Raw genomic sequence first — 23,880 nt, forward strand, 5'->3', positions numbered from 1 at the left:
GGCTGCTTGCTCCACAGACCGGGCTCTTACGAGGAAGCAGGTGTCAGGACCGTCTGGTCCTCCCATGGGTGCGGCATGCGAGTCGTTGCCCCACCGGATAACTTCAAACAACAACATTGCGGGATCGGATGGATGCACGAGCGGATCGCCGTTGGTGGGGTGAATGACGCCATAAGACGACCGGGAAGTGGTTCGATTAGAACGAACTCTTAGGGCGCGGGCGAGACAAGCGTCTGTGCCGCGCCATTGCTTGCCCCGATGTTGCCGATGGCGGACACGTCAATCCCATCGATGCAAGCAAGGTTGAAGCCATACTCGGTTGGAACGCTTCGGCGCTGATGGTGTGTGTAGATGCCGCAAATACTGCAGAAGTAGTGCTTTGCGATCTTGGTGTTCCATTGATAGAGCGAGAGCTTGTCTGCGCCTCGCGTGACTCTGAGTCGCTCCAAAGGTACGCCGGCCATGATCGCCCCCTTGCGGCTGCAGATAGAGCAGTTGCAGCGTCGAACATTCTCAAAACCGTTCACCAGATCGACCTCGAACTCAACCGCTTTGCAGTGGCAAGTGCCTTTGACCGTTTGCGTGATCATTCCGATTGCGCCCTAGATCCCATAGCTGAAGCCTAACGCCTGGATTGAGCCGACCCGCGAAGCGGGTTCGGCTTGAATGAATTGTTAGGCGGCCAGCTAAGGGCGCCGAAAACCGACAACCTTGCCATGCTCTGTGCCGCCAAATAGCCCATAGGAAACATAAGTGCCGTCAAATTGAGCGCCAGAAACTGTCCCCACAAACGAAGTGTATGCATCACAGAGTCCGTTTGTTAGCAGGAGCTCAAGGCGTCCGTTTGAATAGGTGTAAGCCGGGTCCGACGGTTTGAGTCCTCCCGCCGAGATCACCTTTGCCCTGAACCACTGACCGGAAATGCAAGTGTCCGCCGGTGCATCACTGAGCTGGAAGGCGGACTTACGAATGCCGTCCTTGTCCGTAGTCGTGAACTCCCAGGTGCCCAACATGGTCTCGGGCGCGGGCGTAAGACTAGGCTCGTTGGTGGTGATAAGTGGAGGCGCGGTAGAGCAACCGGTAGCTATGAGCGCTGCTGCTCCGAACGATAAGAATGCTTTCATGGCTGCCTAACGCCTTAGTTAAGCCGACCCGCGAAGCAGGTTCGGCTTGAATGAATTGTTACGTCGCGGTGGCAAGTACAAGTGAAACCTCCCTCGCGGCAACCGTGACCACCCCGAACTCCCCAGCAATACGGTACTCGCCTAGTCGCACAAGCGAAAGCTCGTCAATGCAGCCGTAATCCAGGCTGCCGTCAGCGTCTTGTGTGGGTAGAACAGCGTCTTGTGGGAGCAGGCCGCTAACAGAAGAAACACTAGAAAACCGGATAAGGCCGAGGTGATAGCAAGCCCAGTCACCACTTGCGGGCGGCGTTGCTTCCGGGTGGCTTTGCAAGAGGCTCGCGAGGACGCTGAATGTGAGCGAATCTGATGCGTAGTGCCACGAGAGAACGAATGTGTCCTCCAGCGAGATGTTGTCAAACGCATCGATTCTCATGAGCGGCCTAACGCCTGAACTAAGCTGGCCCGCGAAGCGGGTTCGGCTTGAATGAATTGTTAGGCCGCAGTTTTGCGCAGCCTACGACGAAGAGCTAATCCCGCAACTAGAATCGCCAACCCGAGAATCGCGAGAGCGTACGGCAGGTAACCAATACTTTGTGAAACGGTTGGAACGACACGCCAATAGTGAGAGTGAGCCTGGCCGTCGAAGGGAAGCATGAAGTCAACGGGAAGCAAACCTAGGATCCAAGCCAGCGCGTAGACAAGAATGGCTATGCCGAGGGTTATAGAGGAACTTGCCAAGATGTTCTTCATGCGGCCTAACGCCTGAATTAAGCCGACCCCCGAAGCGGGTTCGGCTTGAGTGAATTGTTAGGCCTGTCCACGAGGAGGGGCCACCAGAGCGAACTGCTGCATAAGATTACTGCCGAGCAGCTTGTCTACTGACGCGATGCTTGAGATGGCGCTGCCGGCGTCGAAGGACTCGCCGTGCTGCCAGGCAGCATATGCCTGATTGTGGAGCGCATAAGCCAGATGGGCTGCGACTCTAACTGGATGATCACCGGGGTTGTCACTGCCGAGATAGCTCGCCAAGAGAAGACGCATCTCATAGAGAGCGAACGCGAGCACGAGCCTGTGCAGATTTTTGTGTAACCGGATTTCGGTTTACAGCTGAGGGAGTCGTCCCTCGAACTGGATCGTAAACTGGTTCAACGCGGCCTTCCAGTCGCGGATCGGCAGCGTCCACTTCTTGCTGATGTTGCGCAGCGCCAGGTACATCAGCTTCACCAGCGCTTCGTCGGTCGGGAACGCGCCGCGGTGCTTGGTCAGCTTGCGCAGGCTGAAGTTCACCGACTCAATCGCGTTGGTGGTGTAGATCACCTTGCGGATCTCCGGGGCGAAGTCGAAGAACGGCGTCAGCCGCGCCCAGTTGCGACGCCACGATTGGCTGATCGGCAGGTACTCGGCGTCCCACTTGGCCTCGAACTCGGACAGGCGCTGCTCGGCTTCCGCCGCCGTGGCGCAGGTGTAGATGCGCTTCAGGTCGGCGGCCACTTCCGGTCGGCGTTTCCAGGTCACGTAGTTCAGGCTGTGTCGGACCATGTGCACCACGCACAGCTGGACCAGCGTCTGCGGGAACACGGCCTCGATCGCTTCGGGGAAACCCTTCAGCCCGTCGACGCAGGCGATGAAGATGTCCTGCACGCCGCGATTGCGCAGCTCGGTCACCACCTGCAGCCAGAACTTCGCCCCTTCCGTCTGCGCCAGCCACAGGCCCAGCACTTCCTTCTCGCCGGCCAGCGTGACGCCAATCGCCAGGTACACCGCCTTCACCCGCACCGCGCCCTCGCGCACCTTCACGTGGATGCAGTCGAGGTAGACGATCGGATACACCGCATCCAGCGGCCGGCCCTGCCACAGCTTGACCTCGTCGACCACCGCGTCGGTGACCGAGGAGATCAGGCTGGGTGACACTTCCGTGCCATACATTTCCTGCAGGTGCGCCTGGATCTCGCGCACCGTCATGCCGCGGGCGTACAACGACAGGATGCGCTCGTCGAAGCCGTTCCAGCGCCGTTGGTGCTTGGGCACGATCTGCGGCTCGAAGCTGCCTTGCCGGTCGCGCGGCACCTCGATCGGCATCTCGCCGAAGTCACCCTTCAACACCTTGCGGCTCTTGCCGTTGCGGGCGTTGCCCTCGGCGTTGCCGACCGGGTCGTGCTTCTCATGGCCCAGGTGCTCGGCCATCTCGGCTTCCAGCGCCCGCTCCACCAGCAGTTTGGTCAGCTGCTTGAGCAGGCCGTTCTCGCCGATCAGGTCTTCGGGCTTCTTGTAGTTGGCCATCAAGCTGGCCAACAATTCCTCAGGTACTTCGTGCTTGCGGGTTGTCATCGTGTCTCCGGGTCTGGCGGCAGTTTCCTGCCAAGGGCCCGGTTACACAAAATTTAGGACAGGCTCGCGAGCACCTTGATCTGATCTGTCTGGTCCGTCATTGGCTCTCGGCAGGCCTAACGCCTGAATTAAGCCGACCCGCGAAGCGGGTTCGGCTTGAATGAATTGTTAGGTGCCATCTCGCAGCTCCGGGTTGATGACGCTGAGGATGACACCGTGCCCGACGATACGCGAACCCTCTTGCACAGGGAACCTAAAGCTAGGATGGAGGCGGCGAGACTGGTATTCAGGAGCGAGGAACCAGAGATTTGCTTTTGCCGATGAGCCTGGGGCAATGGACTGGCATCCGACATACTCGTGCATTGCGTCATTGAGCATGCCTCCGACTCCAAAATCGTGCGCAGCACGATAGCCGGAGGGAGCAGGAGCGCTACGACCGCCTTGCTCCGTGGGCAAGAAGGAGATCTCTGCTTCTAGGTCCGGCGGATGGCTCGACATGGCACCTAACGCCTGAATTAAGCCGACCCGCGAAGCGGGTTCGGCTTGAATGAATTGTTAGGCCTCAACCGACACGACGCGGCCAGTCCCCTTGTTGCCATTCTCCCAGACCGTGAACTCAGTATCTGCGGGAAAGTTCTGAACTGCATCTGGAACGAGCAACTGTACCGCCGCCAGGAAGGTGTCGCCGGGCGATGGAGTGCCTGTGAAGACAATTCGGGCTGACCAATACTCGTTGTTGGTGCCGAGGATGGTGCGCCACTCGCCAGATGAAAGCGGGGAGGATCGGCCAGCGGCTTGAGTTGGAAGTAGATAAATCTCAGCTATAAAGTGAACTCGCATTGCGGCCTAACGCCTGAGTTAAGCCGCGCCGCGAAGCGGTGTCGGCTTGGGCGAATTGTTAGGCGGCGTACTCTGAGCCCGGAGGCTGGCGCGCAGTGCGACTGCAAGCGCGGCAAAGCCGAGTCCGGGCGCCATTATTAGCCCCACGATGAGAAATACCGCCGGGGAGAACTTGCCCGAGGAAACTGAAAAGAAAAGAGCGAGCAGCCCGGATCCGACGTAATACGCAAACCCAGCCCATGAGAGTAGGTGCAGCAAGCGGACCCCCCAAAGGTAGCGAAGTCCAGTCGCTACACCTCCGACTGCGCCGGCTAGCGCCACAGTTGAGAAGGCAGCGACCTGGATCCAATAGGTCGTCTCCGACTTAACCGTCGAGATAAGCGCCATTCCCGCAATAGCTGGAGCCATGAGAAGCCACAGCCAGCCGATGACTCGGGTTCCAGTACTTAGTTGCGCCGGACTTGCCATAGCCGCCTAACGCCTGAATTAAGCCGACCCGCGAAGCGGGATCGGCTTGAATGAGTAAAAAGGAGACTTCCCCTCCGACGGCACTGCCGTTCGGCCTCGAGGGCCATGATTGGGTTGCGACTCAATCAACGCAGAGGAGAAGTCTCCCGTGGCCACTATAACCATTGGCATTGACCTGGCAAAACTGGTGTTCTCGGCCTGCGAGCTGGATGCCGCTGGACACGTCCGGCAGCGACGCGACCTGCGACGCGACGCCCTAGGGTCATGGTTAGCGCAGTTGCCCGCGGGTACCGTCGTGGCCATGGAAGCCTGTAGCGGCGCGCACCATTGGGCGCGGTATTGCCTGAGCCTGGGGCTCGTCCCCAAGCTGATCGCTGCACAGTTCGTGACCCCGTTTCGCAAGAGCCGAACAGCCAAGAACGACCGGAACGACGCCGAAGCCATAGCGACCGCCGCCCGGCAAGGCAACATGCGCTTCGTGCCAGTGAAATCCATCGACCAGCAGGCGCGGCTGGCGGTGCATCGGGTGCGGGAAGGCTACAAGGTCGAGGCCTTGGCCACCAGCAATAGACTGCGTGGCCTGCTGGCCGAGTTCGGTGTGGTCGTGGCCCGACAGGATCAGGCGCTGCGGCACGCCGTGGGTGATCTGGCGATCCGCGATCAACTACCGGGTGCGCTACTGCACCTGATCGACGACCTCGCACTGCATTGGAAGACAGTGATTGAGCGCATTGTGGCGTGCGATGCAGCCATCGCGTCGACGGCTTCGAAAGACATCCGGTGCGTTCGTGCGCGCCAGGTCATCGGTGTTGGTGCGCTGACCGCCGACGCCCTGGTGGCGACGGTGGGCGATGCGCGCGAGTTCAAGAACGGTCGCCAGATGGCGGCGTGGTTGGGACTGGCGCCGACACAGCATTCCAGCGGTGGAAAATCGCGACTGGGTACGATCAGCTGTCGAGGCGATAGCTATCTTCGAACCTTGTTGATCCAGGGCGCCCGCAGCAGCCTGCAGCGCGCCAAGGCGGTCGCCATCGAGAAGGCCACGCCAGAACAGCTGTGGATCCGCGATCTGGTCGCGCGATTGCCGTTTGGCAAAGTGCTGGTCGCCATCGCCAACAAACACGCACGCCAGCTGTGGGCGATGCTGGCACGCGAGGAGGACTACGACGCACACGCGTGGCTGAAGCACCCGATGGTGCAGCGACCGCGAAGCACACGGCCGTTCCAAACGGCCTGATTCACAACAGCTTTCACCGCCCGAGCGAGCACGGTAGACAACGGGTCAGACCCACCTGGAGAGAGCCTGACTAACTGTTCGGCGCCACCGCATGCCAAAGCTGATCCCTGGGGCATGGGCGAAACCGATGAATGAAAGAGGCCTCCGGGCGCGGTTTTTACCCTGGTCCGGGCGAGTACCAAAACGCCCAACAAGACCGATTACGGAAATGCAGTCTGGCAACCGTTGAATCCGAATCGCACTGGCAGCACCGCAGCATCAAACGACAACCTGAGAACAGCAACGGCCTTCAAGCTACAGGCAAGAGCGTCATGTACCCGGGCTTGACGGGAAGCTCCTTACGGAATTGTTAGGTGGGGAGCCGGTGAGGTCTTGCAACTGAGCCGGCTTGAGCGGCATGCCCTCGGGTTGCTCGTCCACACCTCTAATCCAGAGCTGTCCGTCCGAGCGAGCCTCAACCTCAACCGGGCGTGAGGCCGGACAAAGAACGAGCATCGCTGGCGAAACCAGGAAACGGTGGTTGACCGCGCCAAAATCGAGGGATGACAGCGAAGTGACCTGGACAGCCGCGCTATCGGTCGGCTCTAGTACAAGAGCACGACCCTCCATAGGGACTGATACGTCCACCCCAGAGGAATTGAACAAGGTGACGGCACAAGCTGGATCGCCCGCGGTGGTGAGCAGGAATGCAACTAAACCCGGAGTTATCGCCATCTTGTCCTCCCCACCTAACGCCTGAATTAAGCCGACCCGCGAAGCGGGTTCGGCTTGAATGAATTGTTAGGGCCTACACCGCTGAAGCTAGCCCCGACGCTTGTATCCGACGCCATAGCCTATTGCAATGATGCCAGCCCCAATAAGGGGAACAACAAACGACTGACCGAGTGGTGGGTCTGTGTAGGCGGGGATGCTGGTCGCCTCGTAGATGCTCAAGCCGATCAGAAGTGCCGCCAAGCTGAGCGAGAGTAGACCGACAACAATGAAAAGCTTCCAGAGCTGCATGTAGGGCCTAACGCCTGAATTAAGCCGACCCGCGAAGCGGGTTCGACTTGAATGAATTGTTAGGCTGCATGCTCATGACTGTCTCCGGACGCGAGCATAGGTGAGGAGGACGATAAGGGCCAATCCAAGCGTGACCCACGTTAGGCCGAAGAGGAGGTTGTACAGAGGCTGGCCGAGAAATGTCAGGAACGCCTGCTCCAAACCGCAGTTGACCCTGCAGGGCCCAGTTCCGGTCGGCCTTAGAAAGAGCATGATCGAGCCGTAGCCGACTACCACAAGCCCAAGCATTGACCCAAAGGTCACAACAAACATGGATGGCCGTTTTAGACGCCGTCTCGCTACGTTCTTTCCCATGCGGCCTAACGCCTGAATTAAGCCGACCCGCGAAGCGGGTTCGGCTTGAATGAATTGTTAGGTGCCAAGGCTAGCGACTGCGAACACAAAAGCAACCGAGCCTGCGCCAAGTAGGCCGTAAGTAGCCCAGAGAGGCGTGCCCTGGCCCAACGAAAACGCAACATATCCCTCCCGCGGGTCTCTGCCAGAGATGATGGACACTGCAAAGATGGCTATGAGCGGCAAGACCGACGCCAGACCAAAGCCAAGTCCAAGTGGTCGCCAGTCAGAACTGTCAAAGCCGCCAATCCGATACAGGAGAACACCGAATACAAGACCTGCAAAGAAAAGCGCATTGGCCGTCCAGACTGCAGGACGATGCTGCCGAAGGAGCGTGTCGCGTGACTTGCCGTTGTGCCTTGAAGGGAGTCGACGAGACCAGCGAGACGTGAGCCAAGTGGCGATGATGCCACCTGCCACACCGCTTAGAACTGGACGTATCGACTCAAATTCCATTGGCACCTAACGCCTGAATTAAGCCGACCCGCGAAGCGGGTTCGGCTTGAATGAACTGTTAGGCAGCATGAACCGCTGCCTCCGAGATGTCGGTCTGGATATCGGCAGGCACGTTGACCCAGCGGGTGCTGGAACCCAAGACAAGCGTTACCCCTTGCGCAGATGCGACCGATTGGATTATCTGAAACCAACGGCCGTAGCTCCATTCTCGCGGAATCGGGGAGCCGAGTGTCCGGGTGGCTAAGTCCCATGACACCTCCATTGCCTCGCGGTACGCGAACGGGAACTCGTGGGTTGCTGGCGCAACAAGCAAGCGCCCCTCTTGATCGATCTCAACAACGGCAACCTGATCTACGTCCATGCTGCCTAACGCCTGAGTTAAGCCGCGCCGCGAAGCGGCGTCGGCTTGAACGAATTGTTAGGCCTGCACTTTAGAAAGCGACATGACCTGCGGTGCGCCCGTTGCAGGATGGGAAAGAAATGCCATGAACCCCTCACCACTGATGGAAATGAAATGGCACTCCAGCATCTCGTGGAGCTTTTGCACGTCTTGCTTGAGCTGCGAGGCATGATCTTGGAGGAACGTGTCTTTGTTCTTGGAGGTGTAGGGATTGATCTCGTGCAGCCAACTGTGCATGCGCTGATACATCTCGATTAGAGAATCATGTGTCAGGCGACGCTCAGGAACTCCTAAGAACACGATCTTTGCATCCTCAGGGGCGTTGTCCTCCGGCAGAGGTCGACGAAACTTGTTTGGTCCAGGAAAGGTTTCAGGGTGTCTCTTCTTGAGTCTTTTTAGTATCACTTCAGCGTTCCATTGGCCTTTTGAATCGTTTGGAATGATCTTTAGGCCGTTGTGAAGCGCCACTAGGCAGCTGAAGGCGATCGCCTCAATAATTTTTCGACTTTGAAAGGCAGTGAACTCAGCTTTGCTAAAGGAATCTGCTTGAATGCTGTCGAGCGCCTCGATAGCGTCGAACCGCCTACGAATTCCAACTAGGAGAGATATGTAGATTTGTTCGGGTGCCAAGATCCCTCCATGCGGGCCTAACGCCTGAATTAAGCCGACCCGCGAAGCGGGTTCGGCTTGAATGAATTGTTAGGCCTCATTCCGATGAGCCGGAATCAGCCTTGATGCTAGAAATAGTACGGCTGCTTGTGCGAGGCCGCAAAATATCATCCACGCCAGCTGTGCGAAGGGCGACTGGAAGGCCTTTGGGAAGGTCGCAGTAAGAACTGCAATGGAAAGCGATGTTGGGGCAGTTAAGAACAGGAGCAGCATGTCCGGAAATAGGTGCTCTCGCGAGGAGTGCAAGAATCCAATGTCCACGGACATGGCCCATATCGCGACAAGAACCACGAGCGCTGCGTAGAAGACTGCCAGGGAACGGAGTGGGTTTCTCATGAGGCCTAACGCCTGAATTAAGCCGACCCGCGAAGCGGGTTCGGCTTGAATGAATTGTTAGGGCGCATCCGGGACGAGCCTAATCATATCTAGCACGCGCCATGCAATGAATGCTGCTACACCCAAAGCTAGAAACCAGAACTGGAAACGGTAGTACCTGCTTGCAGAATTGGAGTTGTTCTCTATTGCTTTGCGAACGCCAGACATGGCGGCATGTGCAAGATGCGGGGGCGGTTGCTCGGGATGGAGGCCGTACTGCATTTGAAGAAGTGCGAAGTTGGCGTACATGGTTGATTGAGTCCAGGTAATACGCTTGCAGCCGCAGAAGAAGCTGATGAGCCAGCAGCCGACAGCGAGTAGACCCGGAGCAGCCTGCCAAGACAATGGCAAGCCATCGAGTTTTTGCAGCGCGTATCCCATGGCAGCGCCCGCCGCTGCCAATAGAAAGTAAACATACTTGGACTGACTGTCCGAGTACTGACGGTGGAGTTCATGGAGCTCGGGGTGATCTGTCATGCGCCCTAACGCCTGAATTAAGCCGACCCGCGAAGCGGGTTCGGCTTGAATGAATTGTTAGCTGCGTCCATGCATAGCCTCTTCTGCGATCTTCTGAGCTTCTTGAGCGCTCAGGCCATGATGATAGTGGACGGCTAGTGGATGGTCGCTCGGTTGCAACTCAAGATATGGTCTTGCGCTGCCATTTCTGGGCCGCACATTTGTCTTTAGGTTGATTGTGTCAGGGTAGTACGGAAGGCGATTGCTGAACCAGCCAAAGTAGCTGTCGGATTCATCATGCTCGCCCCAGGTTGACGTGTACTTGTCAAAGCTCTCTTTGCTAAGCGAAACCCAGACACCCCAAAGGAACGGCTCTTCAGTCCCGTGAATGGGAAGCTCCAAAACAACCCGAGCAAAGTAGTCGGTGCCCTCCGGGTGATCGATCTTGCAAAGGTCGTCGTTGATCTGCGCGATTGATTGCTTGTCGTGCTCTGACAAGTGGTCAAAAGGCATTGGAGTCTTGTACCCGAAGCTGGGCGAGCCCTTATGAAGCTCCCCACAGCATGAGCAAGTGAATACAAAGATCGCGGCCATGTCTGTTTGCAGCTAACGCCTAATAGACCCCAATCTGGGGTGATAGCTCCGAGTATTCAGCTTGGCCCGGCAGGCGTCAATCAGGACTTTCTTACTTGATATCAATGCCTTGCCCTAGCGCTTGTGAGTGTCAGGCATGCGACGTTGTCCGTGCTATTCGCACGGAATGCGTTGCTTATGGATTATCACGGCAAAGATGGGGCGGTATCTGCTGGTGGGCGCAGGGGGCTGCTTGAGGAGGTGACGCGCAGACTGCGCGTGGGTCACTACAGTCTGCGCACGGAGCGCGCTTATCTGGGATGGATACGTCGGTTCATTGTTGCCAATGGCAAGCGCCATCCGCGCGAGCTGGGGGCGGCTGAGGTCGAGGCTTTCCTGACCGGATTGGCTGTCGAAGAAAGGGTGGCGGCGAGCACACAGAACCAGGCGCTGTCATCGCTGCTTTTTCTGTATCGCGAAGTGCTGGGCTTGAAGTTGGCTTGGATGGAGGATGTGGTGCGCGCCAAGCGGCCGCAGCGCGTACCCACCGTTTTGTCGCAGCGGGAAATGCGCGCGATGCTGGTGCAGATGGAGGGACGTATGGCCTTGCTGGCGCAGCTCCTCTACGGCACGGGCATGCGGCTGATGGAAGGGATGCGGTTGCGCGTGAAGGACGTGGATTTCGCCCGTAACGAGATCACCGTCAGGGGAGGCAAGGGCGGCAAGGATCGGCGCACCGTGCTGCCCGCATCGCTGGTAGCCGGGCTGCAGGCGGAAGTCGAGCGCGTGCAGGTCCTGCATGTTCAGGACCTGGCGCGCGGTGCAGGGGAGGTGTGGCTTCCGCATGCCTTGTCGCTGAAGTATCCCCATGCGGCGCGCGAACTCGGCTGGCAATACATGTTTCCCGCGCGAGCCATCAGTCTGGATCCGCGTGATGGCCGATGGCGACGGCACCACCTCGATGAAGCCATGCTCGCGCGCGCGCTCAAGCGGGCCCGCGGCGCGGCGGGTATCGCCAAGCCGGTGACGGCGCATGTGCTACGGCACTCTTTCGCCACACACCTGATCGAAGCAGGCTACGACATCCGCACCGTGCAGGAATTGCTCGGTCACAAGGATGTCTCGACGACGCAGATCTATACGCATGTACTCAATCGAGGCGCGGGTGGTGTCCGAACCCCGCTCGATCGTGTCGGCGATGCGTGAGTCGGCGGAGCGCGCGGTCGTGGCGCCGCTCGGTGTCGCCTGTGCGGTCGCCTGGCTTGCAGGTGCGCTCTGCACCCTGTGGCGAGGCGAATTGCCCGGCGTGGCGGCGCTGTGGATCGGCTTGGCGACGGGGTTGGGATGGTGGGTGGCATCGCCCAGGTGGCGTTGGATAGGCGCAGCCCTGGTGGGGCTGGCATGGACAGGGCTGCATGCGGGGTGGAGTCTGCGCTCCCAGCTGCCCGTGGCGTGGGAGGGGCGCGAGGTTTCCCTCAGCGGTCGCATCGAAGGCTTGCCCGAGCCCGAGGCGCGCCGTACCCGCTTCCTGCTCCGTGTCGATGACGGCATCGGCCAGCCGTTGCCCCTGCGTGGGCGATTGGTACGCGTCGCGTGGTACGACGAGCATGGCGCCGAGACGATCGGCCCTCGTCGTGCGCTAGGCGCGGGCGAACGGTGGCGCTTCCAACTGCGGCTGAGGGCACCTCGTGGGTTGGCCAATCCCGGAAGCTTCGACGCCGAGCGGTATGCGATGGCACAACGAATCAGTGCCACCGGCTACGTACGTGAGCCTGGGCGTGCGATGAAGCTCGAAGCGGGCGGCGGTATGGATGCCTGGCGGTCCAGGATGTCGGCCCGCATCGAAGCCGAGGTGCCTGCCGCATCGAACCGTTTCGTGCGTGCGCTCGCGCTCGGGGATACGCGTGGGCTGCTGCAGGACGACTGGCAAGTGCTGCGAGCGTCTGGGCTGACGCATCTGATTGCGATCTCCGGTTTCCATGTCGGCTTGGTAGCGGGCGCGTTCGCGCTGCTGGCAGCTGCGGCATGGCGACTGTTTCCGGCGCTCGCGCGGTGGATGCCTCGGCCGCAGGCCATCGGGTGGCTCGCATTGGCGGGGGCGCTGGGCTATGCGGCGATCGCCGGGTTCGCGTTACCCACTCTGCGCACGGTGCTCATGATCGCGGTGGTCGTGCTGGCGCGCACCTCGCGGCGTCCCGCACGCGTGGTCGATGCGCTGATGCTGGCGATGTTCGCCATCCTTGTGTTCGATCCCCTGTCGCTGCTGGCGCCCGGTTTCTGGTTGAGCTTCGCCGGCGTCGCTTGGCTGGCCTGGTGCCTGCCTGCCTCGCTGCACGGGGCGAAAGCGTTCCTGCCCGCACAGGGTGTCGCAACGCTGGGGCTGTTGCCGCTGACGGCCGCGCTGTTCGGGCAGGCCTCGTTGGCGGGTCCCGTGGCGAATCTGCTGGCCATTCCGTGGTGGAGTCTTGTCGTCGTGCCGCTGTCGCTGATCGGCACCCTGGCGGAGCTGGTCCATCCCGGCGCGGGCGGCATGGCGTGGCGTGCCGCCGCAATCTGCTTCGACGTGTCATGGCCGGTATTCACCTGGCTGGCGGACAGCCGTTTCGCCTTGTGGTGGCTGCCAGAGCCCTCCGCGTGGGCGCTGCCGCTGGCCGTGGTGGGCGCCGCCATCATCCTGCTGCCGACGGGCATGCCGGGGAAGGTATTGGCGTCGTTGTTGTGGTTGCCGCTGCTGTGGCCCGATCGCGGGTTGCCCCGCGAGGGCGAAGTGGAGCTGGTGGTGATCGACGTCGGGCAAGGGCTCTCCGTGTTGGTGCGCACGGCGGAACATGCGCTGTTGTACGACGCGGGGCCTGCAGTGGAAGAGGGATTCGACGCGGGCGAGCGGGCCGTCGTGCCCGCGTTGCGGGGATTGGGGGTGCCTCGCTTGCATGCGCTGGTTGTCAGCCATGGCGACAACGACCATGCCGGTGGGGTCGCCGCTGTCCGCGAAGCGGTTCCGGTCGCGACCACGCTGGCGCCCGCAGGCGCTTCGCTGGAATCCGACGCGCCGTGCCTCGGTGGTGCGGCGTGGCGTTGGGACGGCGTGGAGTTCCGCTTTCTTCACCCGCCTCCACATTTCCCCTATCTCGGCAACGAGGCGAGCTGCGTCCTGCGGGTGGGAGCGGCGCAGGGAGCGATCCTGCTGCCGGGCGACATCGGCTCGCAGGTCGAGTCGGGGTTGACGGCAAGGCAGGCCGCCTGGTTGCGTAGCGACGTGGTGGTCCTGCCGCATCATGGCAGTGCGGGGTCTTCTGCAGGCGGCTTCGTCCGTGCCACTGGTGCGCGTTTGGCGGTGGGATCCAGCGGCTTTGGCAATCGCTTCCGCCATCCGCGGCCTGAGGTGGTGGCCCGCTGGCGTGAAGAGGGCGCCGAGGTGCTGGACACGCAATCCAGCGGCGCCGTGCGCGTCTGGCTGGGACGCGACGGGCTCTCGGTCCGTGAGCGGCGTCACGACCAGGCGCGTCTGTGGGACGCCGTGCGGCGGCAGCGGGCCGGTGGGCTATCCTATCGGCCTGAAGACGGACGGCCCGATGCGCCGGAGGACTGAACGTGCTGGAACTGGTGAAGGCCGGCGGTTGGCCGATGATCCCGCTGCTGCTGCTGGGCGTGCTGGCGCTGGGCATCGTGGTGGAACGCTTTTGGTCGCTGCGTCGCAAGGAGATCCTGCCGCCTGGTCTGGGCGAGGAAGTCCGTACCTGGGCCGCCCGCGGCCAGTTGGAACCGGCCCATATCGAATCCCTGCGCCGCAACTCGCCGCTCGGTGAACTGCTGGCGGCGGCATTGGACGTACGGAACAAGCCGCGCGACCAGATCCGCGAGCGCATCGAGGACACCGGTCGTCACCTGGTCCATCGCATGGAGAAGTTCCTCAATGCGCTGGGCAGCATCGCGTCCGCCGGTCCGCTGCTTGGCCTGCTGGGCACCGTGGTGGGCATGATCCAGATGTTCCTGGGCATCCAGGACAGCGGCGTCGGCGACGTCAACGCGCTGGCCGGGGGCATCGGCAAGGCACTGGTCTGTGCCGCGGCCGGCATGATCGTGGCGATCCCCGCGTTGCTGTTCCATCGCTACTTCCGCGGCCGGGTGACCGGTTACGTGATGGAGATGGAAAAGGAAGCCAGCGCCCTGATGGATGCCCTGGAGGCCCGCCATCCGCGCGTGGTGCCACGCCCGGCGGCCGCGCCGGCGGCGACGGGTTCCTGAGGCCGCCGCATGCGTATCCGTGACGACCGCGCGCAGGACGAGCCCGATCTCAACCTGGTGCCGCTGATCGACGTGATCCTGGTGCTGATCATCTTCTTCGTGATCACCACCACCTTCGACGCGCGTTCGATGCTGCAGCTGCAACTGCCCAGCGCGAACGGCGAGCCGGTCGCCGCGCAGGTCAAGGCGCTGAGCGTGCTGGTGAACGCGGACGGGCGCTACTTCGTGGACGAACATGAAGTGCTGCGCACCGACATCGACGCGCTGAAGCAGACCCTCGAACAGGTGGCCGGCAGCGATCGCGCCCGTCCGGTGCTGCTGCGCGCAGATGCCCGCACACCGCATCAGGCGGTGGTCACCGCATTGGATGCGTTGGGCCAGTTGGGATTCCGCAAGATCAACATCGCGACCGCGCCGGAGGCGCAGAAGTGAGCGATACGCAATCGCCGTGGCAGGTCTACAGGCGGCTGATGACGTTCGCCCGGCCGTACCGCGGCCTGCTGTTGCTGGCGGGGCTCGGCATGCTGATCGAAGCTGCCGCGGGTGGCGCCTTCAGCAAGCTGATGGAGCCGGTGGTCAACGAGACTTTCATCGATCGCGACCGGGCCAAGAGCCTGTTGTTGCCGCTGGCCATCGTGGGGCTGTTCGTGATCCGCGGTATCGCCGGCTACGTCACCGACATGGGGATGGGCAAGGCGGCGCGCAGCATCGCACGCGATGTCCGCGTCAACGTGCTGGGCAAGTATCTACGCCTTCCGGGATTGCGCTTCGACACCGAGCCGGTGCCCGCGATGCTGGTCCGCCTGGGTTCCGACGCCGACCAGATGGCCCAGGCGGCCGTCGACGCGATGAAGGTGATGCTGCAACAGGTCCTGCAGATCATCGCAGCGCTGGTGGTGATGTTCTGGACCAGTTGGCAGGTCACGCTGGCGATCCTGGTCATGGCGCCGCCGCTGTCGTGGATCATGGACAAGGTGGCCAAGCGCTACCGTCGCATCAGCCACCGTATCCAGGAGAGCGGTGCGGAAATGATGCAGGCCGCCGACCAGACGCTCTCGAACCAGCAGGAAGTGAAGGTCTACGGCGCCCAGCGCAGCGAGCTCACGCGCTACGAAGGCCTGGCCAATGCCAACCTCAAGCTGGCGATGAAGGTCGAAGCCACGCGCAGCATTTCCTCGGCGATGGTCCAGCTGATGGGCGCGATCGGGCTGGCGCTGCTGCTGTTCTTCGCAGGCCGGGAAGCGATGGCGGGGCGCTTGACGGCAGGTGGCTTCGTCACCCTGATGATCTCGATGATGGCGATCATCCCCGCGCTCAAACAGCTGACCAACGTGCAGAACATGCTCCAGCGCGGGGTGGCCTCGGCGCAGCGCCTGTTCTCGGTGCTGGACGCGGACGACGAAAAGGATTCAGGCAGCCGCAACCTCGACCGCGCGAAAGGCCTGCTGGAATTCCGCGATATCACCACGCGTTACCCGGGGCAGGCGCGTCCGGCGTTGGACGGCATCAGCTTCACCGCGCGGCCGGGTACGGTTACCGCGATCGTTGGTCGCTCGGGCAGCGGCAAGTCCACGCTGATCAAGTTGATCCCGCGGTTTTACGAAGCGGAGTCCGGGCAGATTCTGCTCGATGGCCATCCGCTCCAGGATTACCCGCTCGCCGACCTGCGCCGCCAGATCGCGCTGGTGGGGCAGCAGGTGATGCTGTTCGACGGCACCGTCGCGGCCAATGTGGCCTATGGCGAACTGCAGGGGGCGGACGTCGCCGGCATGGAAGCGGCCGTCCGTGGCGCGAACGCGATGGAGTTCGTGCAGGAACTGCCGGAAGGCATGCAGGCGCCGATCGGGAACAAGGGTGGGCGACTGTCGGGCGGCCAGCGCCAGCGCCTGGCGATCGCCCGCGCCATGCTGAAAGACGCGCCGATCCTGATCCTCGATGAAGCGACCGCGGCACTGGACAACGAATCCGAGCGGCTGGTGCAGAACGCCCTGCAGAAGCTGATGCCCGACCGCACCACCTTGGTGATCGCCCACCGCCTGTCCACCATCGAACATGCCGACCAGGTCCTTGTCCTCGATCAGGGGCGGCTGGTGGAGCAGGGCACGCATGCCGAGCTCATCGCGAAGGGTGGCCTGTATGCGCACCTGCACCAGATGCAGTTCCGTGAGGGCGAACCGGGGTGAGCAAGCGCGAGGCGCAGACCCCCGCTTACTGGTTCGGTGATGCGCCCGTGCCCTTGTGGGCCCGGGTGCTGTCCGGGGTCTATGCTGCGCTGATCGCGTTGCGCTTGAAGCTCTACCGTGCCGGCGTGCTGCGCCGCCTCGGCGTCGGCGTGCCGGTGATCGTGGTCGGCAACATCACCGCAGGCGGCACCGGCAAGACGCCCCTGACGATCGCGCTCGTGGAGCGCCTGCGCGCGGCGGGCTTCAAGCCGGGCGTCGCCAGCCGAGGCTATGGCCGTCGCGACGAAGCAACGCCGCGCTGGGTCGATGCCGCCACTGCGCCCGAAGAAGGCGGCGACGAGCCCTTGTTGATCGCACGCCAGACAGGCACGCGTGTCCGCGTCGATCGCGACCGCGTGGCGGCAGCGCGCGCCCTCGCCGCTACCGGCTGCAACGTGATCGTCTGCGACGACGGCCTTCAGCACTACCGGTTGCGACGCGACATCGAGATCGAGGTCATCGACGGTGCGCGCCGGTACGGCAATGGCCGGATGATGCCGGCGGGCCCGCTGCGTGAACCGGTCGAGCGTTCGGCCGAATGCGATTTCCGTGTGGTGAACCTGGCCTCGCCCGACGCCGAAGCGGCGTTCGGCGAATGGCCGATGCAGTTGCAGCCTGAAGTCGCGATACCGCTGCGCGGCGGGCGTCCGCGCGCCCTTTCGTCATTCGCGGGGCAGCGCGTGCACGCGGTTGCGGGCATCGGCCACCCGCCGCGTTTCTTCGCGATGCTGCGGGCGTGGGGCCTGGGCGTGGTGCCGCATGCTTTCGCCGATCATCACGACTACCGCGCGGAGGATTTCGCGTTCGGCAGCGAACTCCCCGTGTTGATGACGGAGAAGGACGCCGTGAAGTGCGCCGCCTTCGCCAACGACTGGTTCTACAGCGTGCCGGTCGCCGCCCAGCTGCCGGAAGCCTTCTGGATCGCCCTGCTCGACAAGCTGGGTGCGCCGCCGCGTCCGTCCCCCTGACCTTGTTGCCGGTGTCCATCGCCATGCCCCCTTTCGTCGTCGCCATTCCCGCCCGCTACGCCGCCTCGCGACTTCCGGGCAAACCGCTGCGCCTGCTCGGCGGCACGCCCCTAGTGGTCCACGTTGCACGACGGGCACTGGCGGCCGGCGCGCAGCAGGTCTGGGTCGCCACCGACGATGCCCGTATTCGCGATGCGCTCGAGGGCACCGAGGTGCAGGTGGCGATGACGTCCGAGCGTCATGCTTCGGGCAGTGACCGTCTGGCCGAATGCGCCGACATCGCCGGTTGGGATGACGATGCGCTGGTGGTGAACCTGCAAGGCGACGAGCCCTTCGCGCCGCCTGCCGGTATCCGCGCCGTGGCCGAAGCGCTGGCCGACAGCGGTGCGCCCATGGCGACGCTGGCGGTGCCCATCGAGGACGCGGCCATGCTGTTCGACCCGAACGCGGTGAAGCTGGTGCGTGCCGCCAATGGCGATGCGCTGTACTTCAGTCGCGCGCCCATTCCGTGGCACCGCGACGGCTTCGCGCGCTCCCGCGATGAACTGCCGCCGGGACAATGGCTGCGCCATATCGGCATCTATGCGTATCGGGCAGGCTTCCTGCGCCGCTTCTCCTCGCTACCATCGGGTCGGCTGGAGCAGGCGGAATCGCTCGAGCAACTCCGGGTACTGGAGGCAGGTCACCGGATCGCCGTGGCCCTGACGCCGGCGCCATTTCCCCCCGGCGTCGACACGCCAGAGGATCTGGACCGCGCCGAAACCCTCCTGAAAGGCGGTGCATGAAACTGCTGGTGGTGTGCTTGGGCAACATCTGCCGTTCGCCCATGGCGGAGGGTGCGCTGAGGGCGCGCCTTGATGCTTCGCCCCTGGCGGGGCAGGTCGAGGTTGATTCAGCGGGCACGGGCGGTTGGCATGCCGGCGAACCGCCGGACCGTCGCGCCATCGCCTGCGCGCGCAGCCATGGCGTGGACATTGGTGGCCAGCGCGCCCGCCAACTCCGGCCCACCGACTTCGACGACTACGACTGGCTCCTGTGCGCCGATGCCAGCAACCTGCGCGATGTCCGCAAGCTGGCGCCGGCTACGCGCCGCGACCGGGTCGTCCTGCTGCTGGACTGGGCCGGGATCGAGCCGGGCGGCGAGGTGCCGGACCCCTATACTGGAGGGCCGGAAGACTTCCGACAGGTCTGGCGACTGGTCGATTCCGCCGCACAGGCGGTCGTGGCCCGGCTCTCCACCGCCTGAGACTTGGGCATAATCAGGGATGATGACGGACATGACCTTGGCCCCCGAACTGCCGCGTGGCCTGCAGTGGCTGAATGCGCCGGCGACCACGCTGCACGAGCAGCGGGGGCGGATCGTTGCGCTGGCGTTCGTCAACAGCGCCTCGGCTTGGTGCGCACAACGGCTGAACGACCTGGCCGTGCTCCAGGCCAGGTACCTGGGCCGCCTGCAGGCACTGGCCATCCATGTGCCGCGATTCGACAGTGAACGTGATCCCCAACAAGCGCTCAAGCGCCTCCGCCGGCATGGCAATGCCCTGCCAGTGGCGCACGATGCCGATTGGGTCGCCTGGCAGCGTTATGGCGTGGACGCCTGGCCGACCGTCCTGCTGATCGACGGCGAAGGTCAGGTGCGTCATCGTGCGGTCGGGGCCGATGGGCTGCAGGAGCTGGAGCGCCAGATCGCCCGGTTGTGCGACGGCCTGCATGCCCCCCTGGACGACGACCTGCGCAGCTTCCGGGAGTCGCACCCCGAGCCGCGGATGCCGCTGTGCTTCCCGACGGGCGTCGTGGCCACGCCGGACCGCTTGTTCGTGGCGGACAGCGGCCATCACCGCGTGCTGGAGTGCAACCATCAGGGGCGGGTGATCCGGCAATTCGGCATGGGCACGGCGGATTTCGCTGACGGCGAGCTCAACCATGCGGCCTTCCGTCGCCCCCAGGGGCTCGCATTGGTGCGTGAGTCGCTCTACGTCGCGGACACGGGCAATCACGCATTGCGTCGCATCAACCTTCCCACCAGCACGGTGGACACGCTGTGCGGCAACGGCCGCGCGGGCGAGCCGGCCGACGGCGTGGTCGACGTGGCGCGGAACGTGGCGCTGAACCAGCCGCAGGCGCTGCTGGTGAACAACAACCAGATATTCCTGGCCATGGCCGGGGACAACCGGATCTGGAGCTACGACCTGGGGACGCGCGAGCTCCGCGCGCGCGCAGGTTCAGGGCAGCTCGATGTCCGTGACGGCAGCGGACCGATGGCGGCGTTCGCGCAGCCCGCGGGCTTGGCGGCGGTACTGCAGACACTCTACGTCTGCGATGCCGTGGGTTCGTCGCTGCGCTCCATGCAGTTGCGCGGCGACACCGTGCAGACGCTGGTGGGGCAGGGCGTCTGGACATTCGGTGCGGAGGATGGCCCGCGTGAAGGCGCGCGCCTGCAGCACCCCCAGGCCATCGCCTTGAGCCCCGACGCGCCGGTCATGTGGATCGCCGACAGCGGCAACGGCACCTTGCGCACGCTGCGGTTGGGCGGTGGCGAACTGACGACCGTCTCGCTGCCACGCGCCCTGCATGGGCCCGCTGGCCTCTCCGTCGCCGCGGGCGCGGTCTGGATCGCCGAGACCGATGCCCATGCGGTCCTGCGCTACGATATTGCGACCGGCGAATTGAGCCACGTTCCGATCGACGAATGAGCGGTAGTCCCCAGCCGGCCTTTGACGGCAAGGCCTTTGCCGCCGGCCTGAGCACCGCTCCCGGCGTATATCGCATGTATGCCGCCGACGACGCGCTGCTGTACGTCGGCAAGGCGGGCGCGCTGCGCAAGCGCGTCACCAGCTACTTCAACAACTCGCCCAAATCCCCGCGCATTCTGTCGATGCTGACCCAGGTCGCGCGCATGGATGTGACCGTCACTCGCACGGAAGCCGAAGCGCTGCTGCTGGAAAACCAGCTGATCAAGTCGCTGACGCCACGCTACAACGTGCTCCTGCGCGACGACAAGAGCTATCCCTATGTGCTGCTGACGCGCGAGGAATGGCCACGCATTGCGTTCCACCGTGGCGCGCGCGCGGTCCCGGGGCGTTACTTCGGCCCGTATCCGAGCGTGGTCGCTGTTCGCGAAACACTGAACCTGATGCAGAAGCTGTTCCGCATCCGCAATTGCGAGGACAGCGTGTTCCGCAACCGGTCGCGGCCCTGTCTCCAGTACCAGATCGGCCGCTGCAGCGGCCCCTGCGTCGGTCTGGTCGCCGAGGCGGATTACGCCGAATCGGTGCGGCAGGCCGGCCTGTTCCTCGACGGCCGCAGCGACGAGCTGACCAAGGAGCTGACCCAGGCGATGGAGCAGGCGAGCATCGCGCTGGAATTCGAGCGTGCGGCGCGCCTGCGCGACCTCGTCGCCTCGATCCGAACCCTGCAGGCGCGCCAGTACGTGGATGGGCACGCGGCGGATCTCGATGTGTTGGCCTGCGCCATGCAGGGAAGCCAGGCCTGTGTGCTGCTGCTGGCGTTCCGCGATGGACGCAACCTGGGCACCCGTACCTTCTACCCGAAGACCAATGGCGAGGACAGCGCGGAAGAAGTCCTGGGCGCCTTCGTCTCCCAGTACTACGCCGAGCAGCCCGCGCCGCAGGAGATCGTGCTGGATCGCGAGATTCCGGACGCGGACTTGATCGAGCACGCGCTTGCCGCGTCGGCCGGCCGCAAAGTGCAGCTCAAATGGAACGTGCGCAGCGAACGCGCCGGCTATCTGGAACTGGCCAAGCGCAACGCGGAAATAGCGCTGACCACGGAGCTCACCAGCCGCAACGCGCAGACCGCACGCAGCGAAGCGCTGAAGGAGCTGTTGGGCCTGGCCGATGTCGCCAAGCGGATCGAATGCTTCGACATCAGCCATACGATGGGTGAGGCGACGGTAGCGTCCTGCGTCGTGTTCGATGCCAACGGCGCGGTCCGCTCGCAGTACCGTCGCTACAACATCACCGGCATCACGCCGGGCGATGATTTCGCCGCCATGCACCAGGCCATCGAGCGAAGGTTCCGGCGCGCGGTGGAGGAGGGGGGCGTGATGCCCGATGTGCTGCTGATCGATGGCGGTGCCGGCCAACTGGCGCAGGCGCAAGCCGTGCTGGCCGACCTAGGTGTCACAGGGGTCACCCTGGTCGGTGTGGCCAAGGGCGTAGAGCGGCGCGCCGGCCACGAGACGCTCGTGTTACCTGACGGGCGCGAGCTGCGTCCGGGCGCCGCTTCACCGGCACTGCAGTTGATCCAGCAGGTGCGCGACGAGGCGCACCGTTTCGCGATCACCGGCCATCGCGGCAAGCGCCAGAAGGCCCGCATGACGAGCAAGCTCGAGGACATTCCCGGCATCGGGCCGCGCCGTCGCGCAAGCCTGCTGAAGCATTTCGGCGGGCTCGCGGGCCTGAAGGCCGCCGGCGTCGATGAGATCGCACGCGTCGAAGGCGTGAATGCCGCGCTCGCGGCGCGAATCTACGCTAACCTGCACGGGCTGCCGTCGCCCGAGGCCGGAACCGAGTAAGTTCGATGAAGTTGACCGTTCCCACCTGGCTCACACTGCTGCGGATCTTGCTGATCCCGGTGCTGGTGCTGGTGTTCTACCTGCCGTACACGTGGACCAATTTTGCGGCGGCGTTCATCTTCATCCTGGCGGCGGTCACCGATTGGCTGGATGGATGGATCGCGCGCCGATATCACTTGTATTCAGCCTTCGGCGCCTTCCTGGATCCGGTCGCCGACAAGCTGATGGTGGCCGTGTCGCTGTTCCTCATCGTGCAGGACACCCCCACGATGTGGATGGCGATCTGGGCGGCCGTCATCGTCGGGCGCGAGATCGCCGTGTCGGCGCTGCGCGAGTGGATGGCCGAACTGGGTCAGCGCGCCACCGTGAAAGTCGCTGCGTTGGGCAAGATCAAGACCATCGTGCAGATGGTGGCGCTGTCCTGTCTGTTGTACGCGTCCACCCCGGGTTCGCAGCAACTGTCCGACATCTGGATGGGGCGGTGGGTCTTCGTGCTGGGCGACTGGTTGCTGGCCATTGCGGCCCTGCTGACCCTGTGGTCGGGCATCCAGTACCTGCTCGCCGCATGGCCGATCCTGCGCGACGGCGAGAAAAAGACGGTTGACACTTCCGAACAACCCGCTACAATTTCGCCTCTCACGACGCGGGAATAGCTCAGTTGGTAGAGCACGACCTTGCCAAGGTCGGGGTCGAGGGTTCGAGTCCCTTTTCCCGCTCCAGTTTTATCGTCCCGAGAGGGGCGGCCCACAAAACCCCGTTCGCGGGGTTTTGTGTTGTAGGGCGCCAGGAAGGCGTACCTTGATTGCGCCTGTCTGGCGCGGTCGCCGCCAGGCTGGTGGCAGAGTGGTAATTCGGTGGATTGCAGCGCAATATGGATCCGCTGAAGAAGTTCGGCCTCGTGGCAGAGTGGTGATGCACCGGATTGCAAATCCGTTTACAGCGGTTCGATTCCGCTCGAGGCCTCCAATGTAGAATCGGCGATGCATGCATCGTCCATGCGGGAATAGCTCAGTTGGTAGAGCACGACCTTGCCAAGGTCGGGGTCGAGGGTTCGAGTCCCTTTTCCCGCTCCATATTCGCTCCCCTCGGGGAGTACGCCGAAGCCCCGCACGCGGGGCTTCGCTGTTTCCGGTGATCGGAAGCGTGCCGCTTTCCAAGGCGGCACGACTGAGGCAGGCTATCCCAGTGCCCGGATGGCGAAATTGGTAGACGCATCGGACTTAAAATCCGCCGGCCGCGAGGCCATGCCGGTTCGATTCCGGCTCCGGGCACCAGTTCGACGATACGGTCAGCGCCGCTGGCGTTTCTCTTCCTCGCGCACCTTCTTGCGCACGAACATCGCCACTGCGAAGGCGATGCCCACCATGACGATGCTGCCACCGATGGCCAGCCAGCCGACCGGCTCGAGCAGGATTTCGCGAAGGATCGGATGCATGTCGGTCTCCCCTGGGTTGTGGTGCCGCCACGCTCGCACTGCATCCGGATGCCGGCATTGATCCGGATCAACCCTCGCGACCCGCAAAGCGGCTCCTGCGGCGTGCGGTCGCAGGGCTTGGCTTAGAATCGCGACTGGCCCACGGGAGACTG

The 23,880-nt window shown here is 63.2% G+C and carries 21 protein-coding genes and 4 tRNA genes; 16 read left to right on the forward strand and 9 right to left on the reverse strand.

Translation table 11 applies throughout. The features are described from left to right. Nucleotides 1-209: 209 nt before the first annotated feature. The 3 genes from ACSION_RS09025 to ACSION_RS09035 form a co-directional block, all read right to left on the reverse strand. Nucleotides 210-590 carry a GFA family protein gene (locus ACSION_RS09025; RefSeq protein WP_435305705.1) on the reverse strand — a complete coding sequence of 127 codons (381 nt, stop codon included), beginning with the start codon at nt 588-590 and terminating at the stop codon, nt 210-212. 1,026 nt (nt 591-1,616) lie between these two features. Next, nucleotides 1,617-1,874 (reverse strand): hypothetical protein, encoded by a 258-nt coding sequence (locus tag ACSION_RS09030; protein WP_435305706.1) that lies wholly within the window; start codon nt 1,872-1,874, stop codon nt 1,617-1,619. Between the two features lie 351 nt (nt 1,875-2,225). Beyond that, on the reverse strand, nt 2,226-3,452 hold the full coding sequence (locus ACSION_RS09035; protein WP_435304588.1) for an IS256 family transposase: 1,227 nt from the start codon (nt 3,450-3,452) through the stop codon (nt 2,226-2,228). Nucleotides 3,453-4,908: 1,456 nt separating this feature from the next. Here ACSION_RS09035 and ACSION_RS09040 point away from each other — a divergent pair. Beyond that, a complete protein-coding gene (locus ACSION_RS09040; protein WP_213605433.1) occupies nt 4,909-5,997 on the forward strand; it encodes an IS110 family transposase in 1,089 nt (362 codons plus the stop codon). Between the two features lie 1,909 nt (nt 5,998-7,906). On the opposite strand, the gene ACSION_RS09045 is transcribed toward ACSION_RS09040, so the two are convergent. The 5 genes from ACSION_RS09045 to ACSION_RS09065 all read right to left on the reverse strand — a co-directional run bounded on the left by ACSION_RS09045 (nt 7,907) and on the right by ACSION_RS09065 (nt 10,342). Then, complete coding sequence (locus ACSION_RS09045) at nt 7,907-8,209, reverse strand: hypothetical protein (RefSeq protein ID WP_435305707.1); 303 nt, start codon at nt 8,207-8,209, stop codon at nt 7,907-7,909. A gap of 57 nt (nt 8,210-8,266) precedes the next feature. Then, nucleotides 8,267-8,878: a hypothetical protein gene (locus ACSION_RS09050; protein ID WP_435305708.1), complete on the reverse strand. Its 612-nt coding sequence runs from the start codon at nt 8,876-8,878 to the stop codon at nt 8,267-8,269. Between the two features lie 69 nt (nt 8,879-8,947). Further along, on the reverse strand, nt 8,948-9,253 hold the full coding sequence (locus tag ACSION_RS09055; RefSeq protein WP_435305709.1) for an SCO4225 family membrane protein: 306 nt from the start codon (nt 9,251-9,253) through the stop codon (nt 8,948-8,950). 57 nt (nt 9,254-9,310) lie between these two features. After that, on the reverse strand, nt 9,311-9,769 hold the full coding sequence (locus tag ACSION_RS09060; RefSeq protein WP_435305710.1) for a hypothetical protein: 459 nt from the start codon (nt 9,767-9,769) through the stop codon (nt 9,311-9,313). 57 nt (nt 9,770-9,826) lie between these two features. Continuing rightward, nucleotides 9,827-10,342, reverse strand: a complete 516-nt coding sequence (locus tag ACSION_RS09065) for a DUF2199 domain-containing protein (protein ID WP_435305711.1) — start codon at nt 10,340-10,342, stop codon at nt 9,827-9,829. 177 nt (nt 10,343-10,519) lie between these two features. On the opposite strand from ACSION_RS09065, the gene ACSION_RS09070 reads away from it, so the two are divergent. The 15 genes from ACSION_RS09070 to ACSION_RS09140 all read left to right on the forward strand — a co-directional run bounded on the left by ACSION_RS09070 (nt 10,520) and on the right by ACSION_RS09140 (nt 23,567). Next, nucleotides 10,520-11,527, forward strand: coding sequence for an integron integrase (locus ACSION_RS09070; RefSeq protein WP_435305712.1), 1,008 nt, complete (start codon nt 10,520-10,522; stop codon nt 11,525-11,527). Next, a complete protein-coding gene (locus ACSION_RS09075; RefSeq protein ID WP_435306687.1) occupies nt 11,520-13,910 on the forward strand; it encodes a DNA internalization-related competence protein ComEC/Rec2 in 2,391 nt (796 codons plus the stop codon). Before ACSION_RS09070 ends, ACSION_RS09075 begins: the two co-directional genes overlap by 8 nt. 2 nt (nt 13,911-13,912) lie before the next feature. Continuing rightward, nucleotides 13,913-14,566 (forward strand): MotA/TolQ/ExbB proton channel family protein, encoded by a 654-nt coding sequence (locus ACSION_RS09080; protein ID WP_435305713.1) that lies wholly within the window; start codon nt 13,913-13,915, stop codon nt 14,564-14,566. Nucleotides 14,567-14,575: 9 nt separating this feature from the next. After that, nucleotides 14,576-14,998, forward strand: coding sequence for an ExbD/TolR family protein (locus ACSION_RS09085; RefSeq protein ID WP_093485470.1), 423 nt, complete (start codon nt 14,576-14,578; stop codon nt 14,996-14,998). 38 nt (nt 14,999-15,036) lie between these two features. After that, the gene (gene msbA / locus ACSION_RS09090; RefSeq protein WP_435306688.1) at nt 15,037-16,749 is read left to right on the forward strand and encodes a lipid A export permease/ATP-binding protein MsbA; all 1,713 of its coding nucleotides are present in this window, start codon (nt 15,037-15,039) and stop codon (nt 16,747-16,749) included. Beyond that, on the forward strand, nt 16,746-17,756 hold the full coding sequence (gene lpxK, locus ACSION_RS09095; RefSeq protein ID WP_435305714.1) for a tetraacyldisaccharide 4'-kinase: 1,011 nt from the start codon (nt 16,746-16,748) through the stop codon (nt 17,754-17,756). Before msbA ends, lpxK begins: the two co-directional genes overlap by 4 nt. Before the next feature lie 23 nt (nt 17,757-17,779). Then, nucleotides 17,780-18,541 (forward strand): 3-deoxy-manno-octulosonate cytidylyltransferase, encoded by a 762-nt coding sequence (gene kdsB / locus ACSION_RS09100; RefSeq protein ID WP_435305715.1) that lies wholly within the window; start codon nt 17,780-17,782, stop codon nt 18,539-18,541. Then, the gene (locus ACSION_RS09105) at nt 18,538-19,002 is read left to right on the forward strand and encodes a low molecular weight protein-tyrosine-phosphatase (protein ID WP_435305716.1); all 465 of its coding nucleotides are present in this window, start codon (nt 18,538-18,540) and stop codon (nt 19,000-19,002) included. Before kdsB ends, ACSION_RS09105 begins: the two co-directional genes overlap by 4 nt. 31 nt (nt 19,003-19,033) lie before the next feature. Beyond that, entirely contained in the window at nt 19,034-20,449 is a 1,416-nt protein-coding gene (locus ACSION_RS09110) for a hypothetical protein (protein WP_435305717.1), read from the forward strand. Next, on the forward strand, nt 20,446-22,293 hold the full coding sequence (gene uvrC / locus ACSION_RS09115) for an excinuclease ABC subunit UvrC (protein ID WP_435305718.1): 1,848 nt from the start codon (nt 20,446-20,448) through the stop codon (nt 22,291-22,293). The genes ACSION_RS09110 and uvrC overlap by 4 nt, the downstream gene beginning before the upstream one ends. 5 nt (nt 22,294-22,298) lie before the next feature. After that, the gene (pgsA, locus tag ACSION_RS09120) at nt 22,299-22,946 is read left to right on the forward strand and encodes a CDP-diacylglycerol--glycerol-3-phosphate 3-phosphatidyltransferase (protein ID WP_093485480.1); all 648 of its coding nucleotides are present in this window, start codon (nt 22,299-22,301) and stop codon (nt 22,944-22,946) included. Next, nucleotides 22,937-23,012, forward strand: a tRNA-Gly gene (locus ACSION_RS09125). The genes pgsA and ACSION_RS09125 overlap by 10 nt, the downstream gene beginning before the upstream one ends. 173 nt (nt 23,013-23,185) lie before the next feature. Beyond that, a tRNA-Cys gene (locus tag ACSION_RS09130) sits at nt 23,186-23,259 on the forward strand. Between the two features lie 31 nt (nt 23,260-23,290). Further along, nucleotides 23,291-23,366: transfer RNA gene (locus tag ACSION_RS09135), tRNA-Gly, on the forward strand. Between the two features lie 114 nt (nt 23,367-23,480). Continuing rightward, a tRNA-Leu gene (locus ACSION_RS09140) sits at nt 23,481-23,567 on the forward strand. Between the two features lie 14 nt (nt 23,568-23,581). On the opposite strand, the gene ACSION_RS09145 is transcribed toward ACSION_RS09140, so the two are convergent. Then, nucleotides 23,582-23,728, reverse strand: a complete 147-nt coding sequence (locus ACSION_RS09145; RefSeq protein WP_158253509.1) for a hypothetical protein — start codon at nt 23,726-23,728, stop codon at nt 23,582-23,584. Nucleotides 23,729-23,880 lie beyond the last annotated feature (152 nt).

This window comes from Pseudoxanthomonas sp. LjRoot125 (genome assembly GCF_964252705.1).
Taxonomy (GTDB): domain Bacteria; phylum Pseudomonadota; class Gammaproteobacteria; order Xanthomonadales; family Xanthomonadaceae; genus Pseudoxanthomonas_A.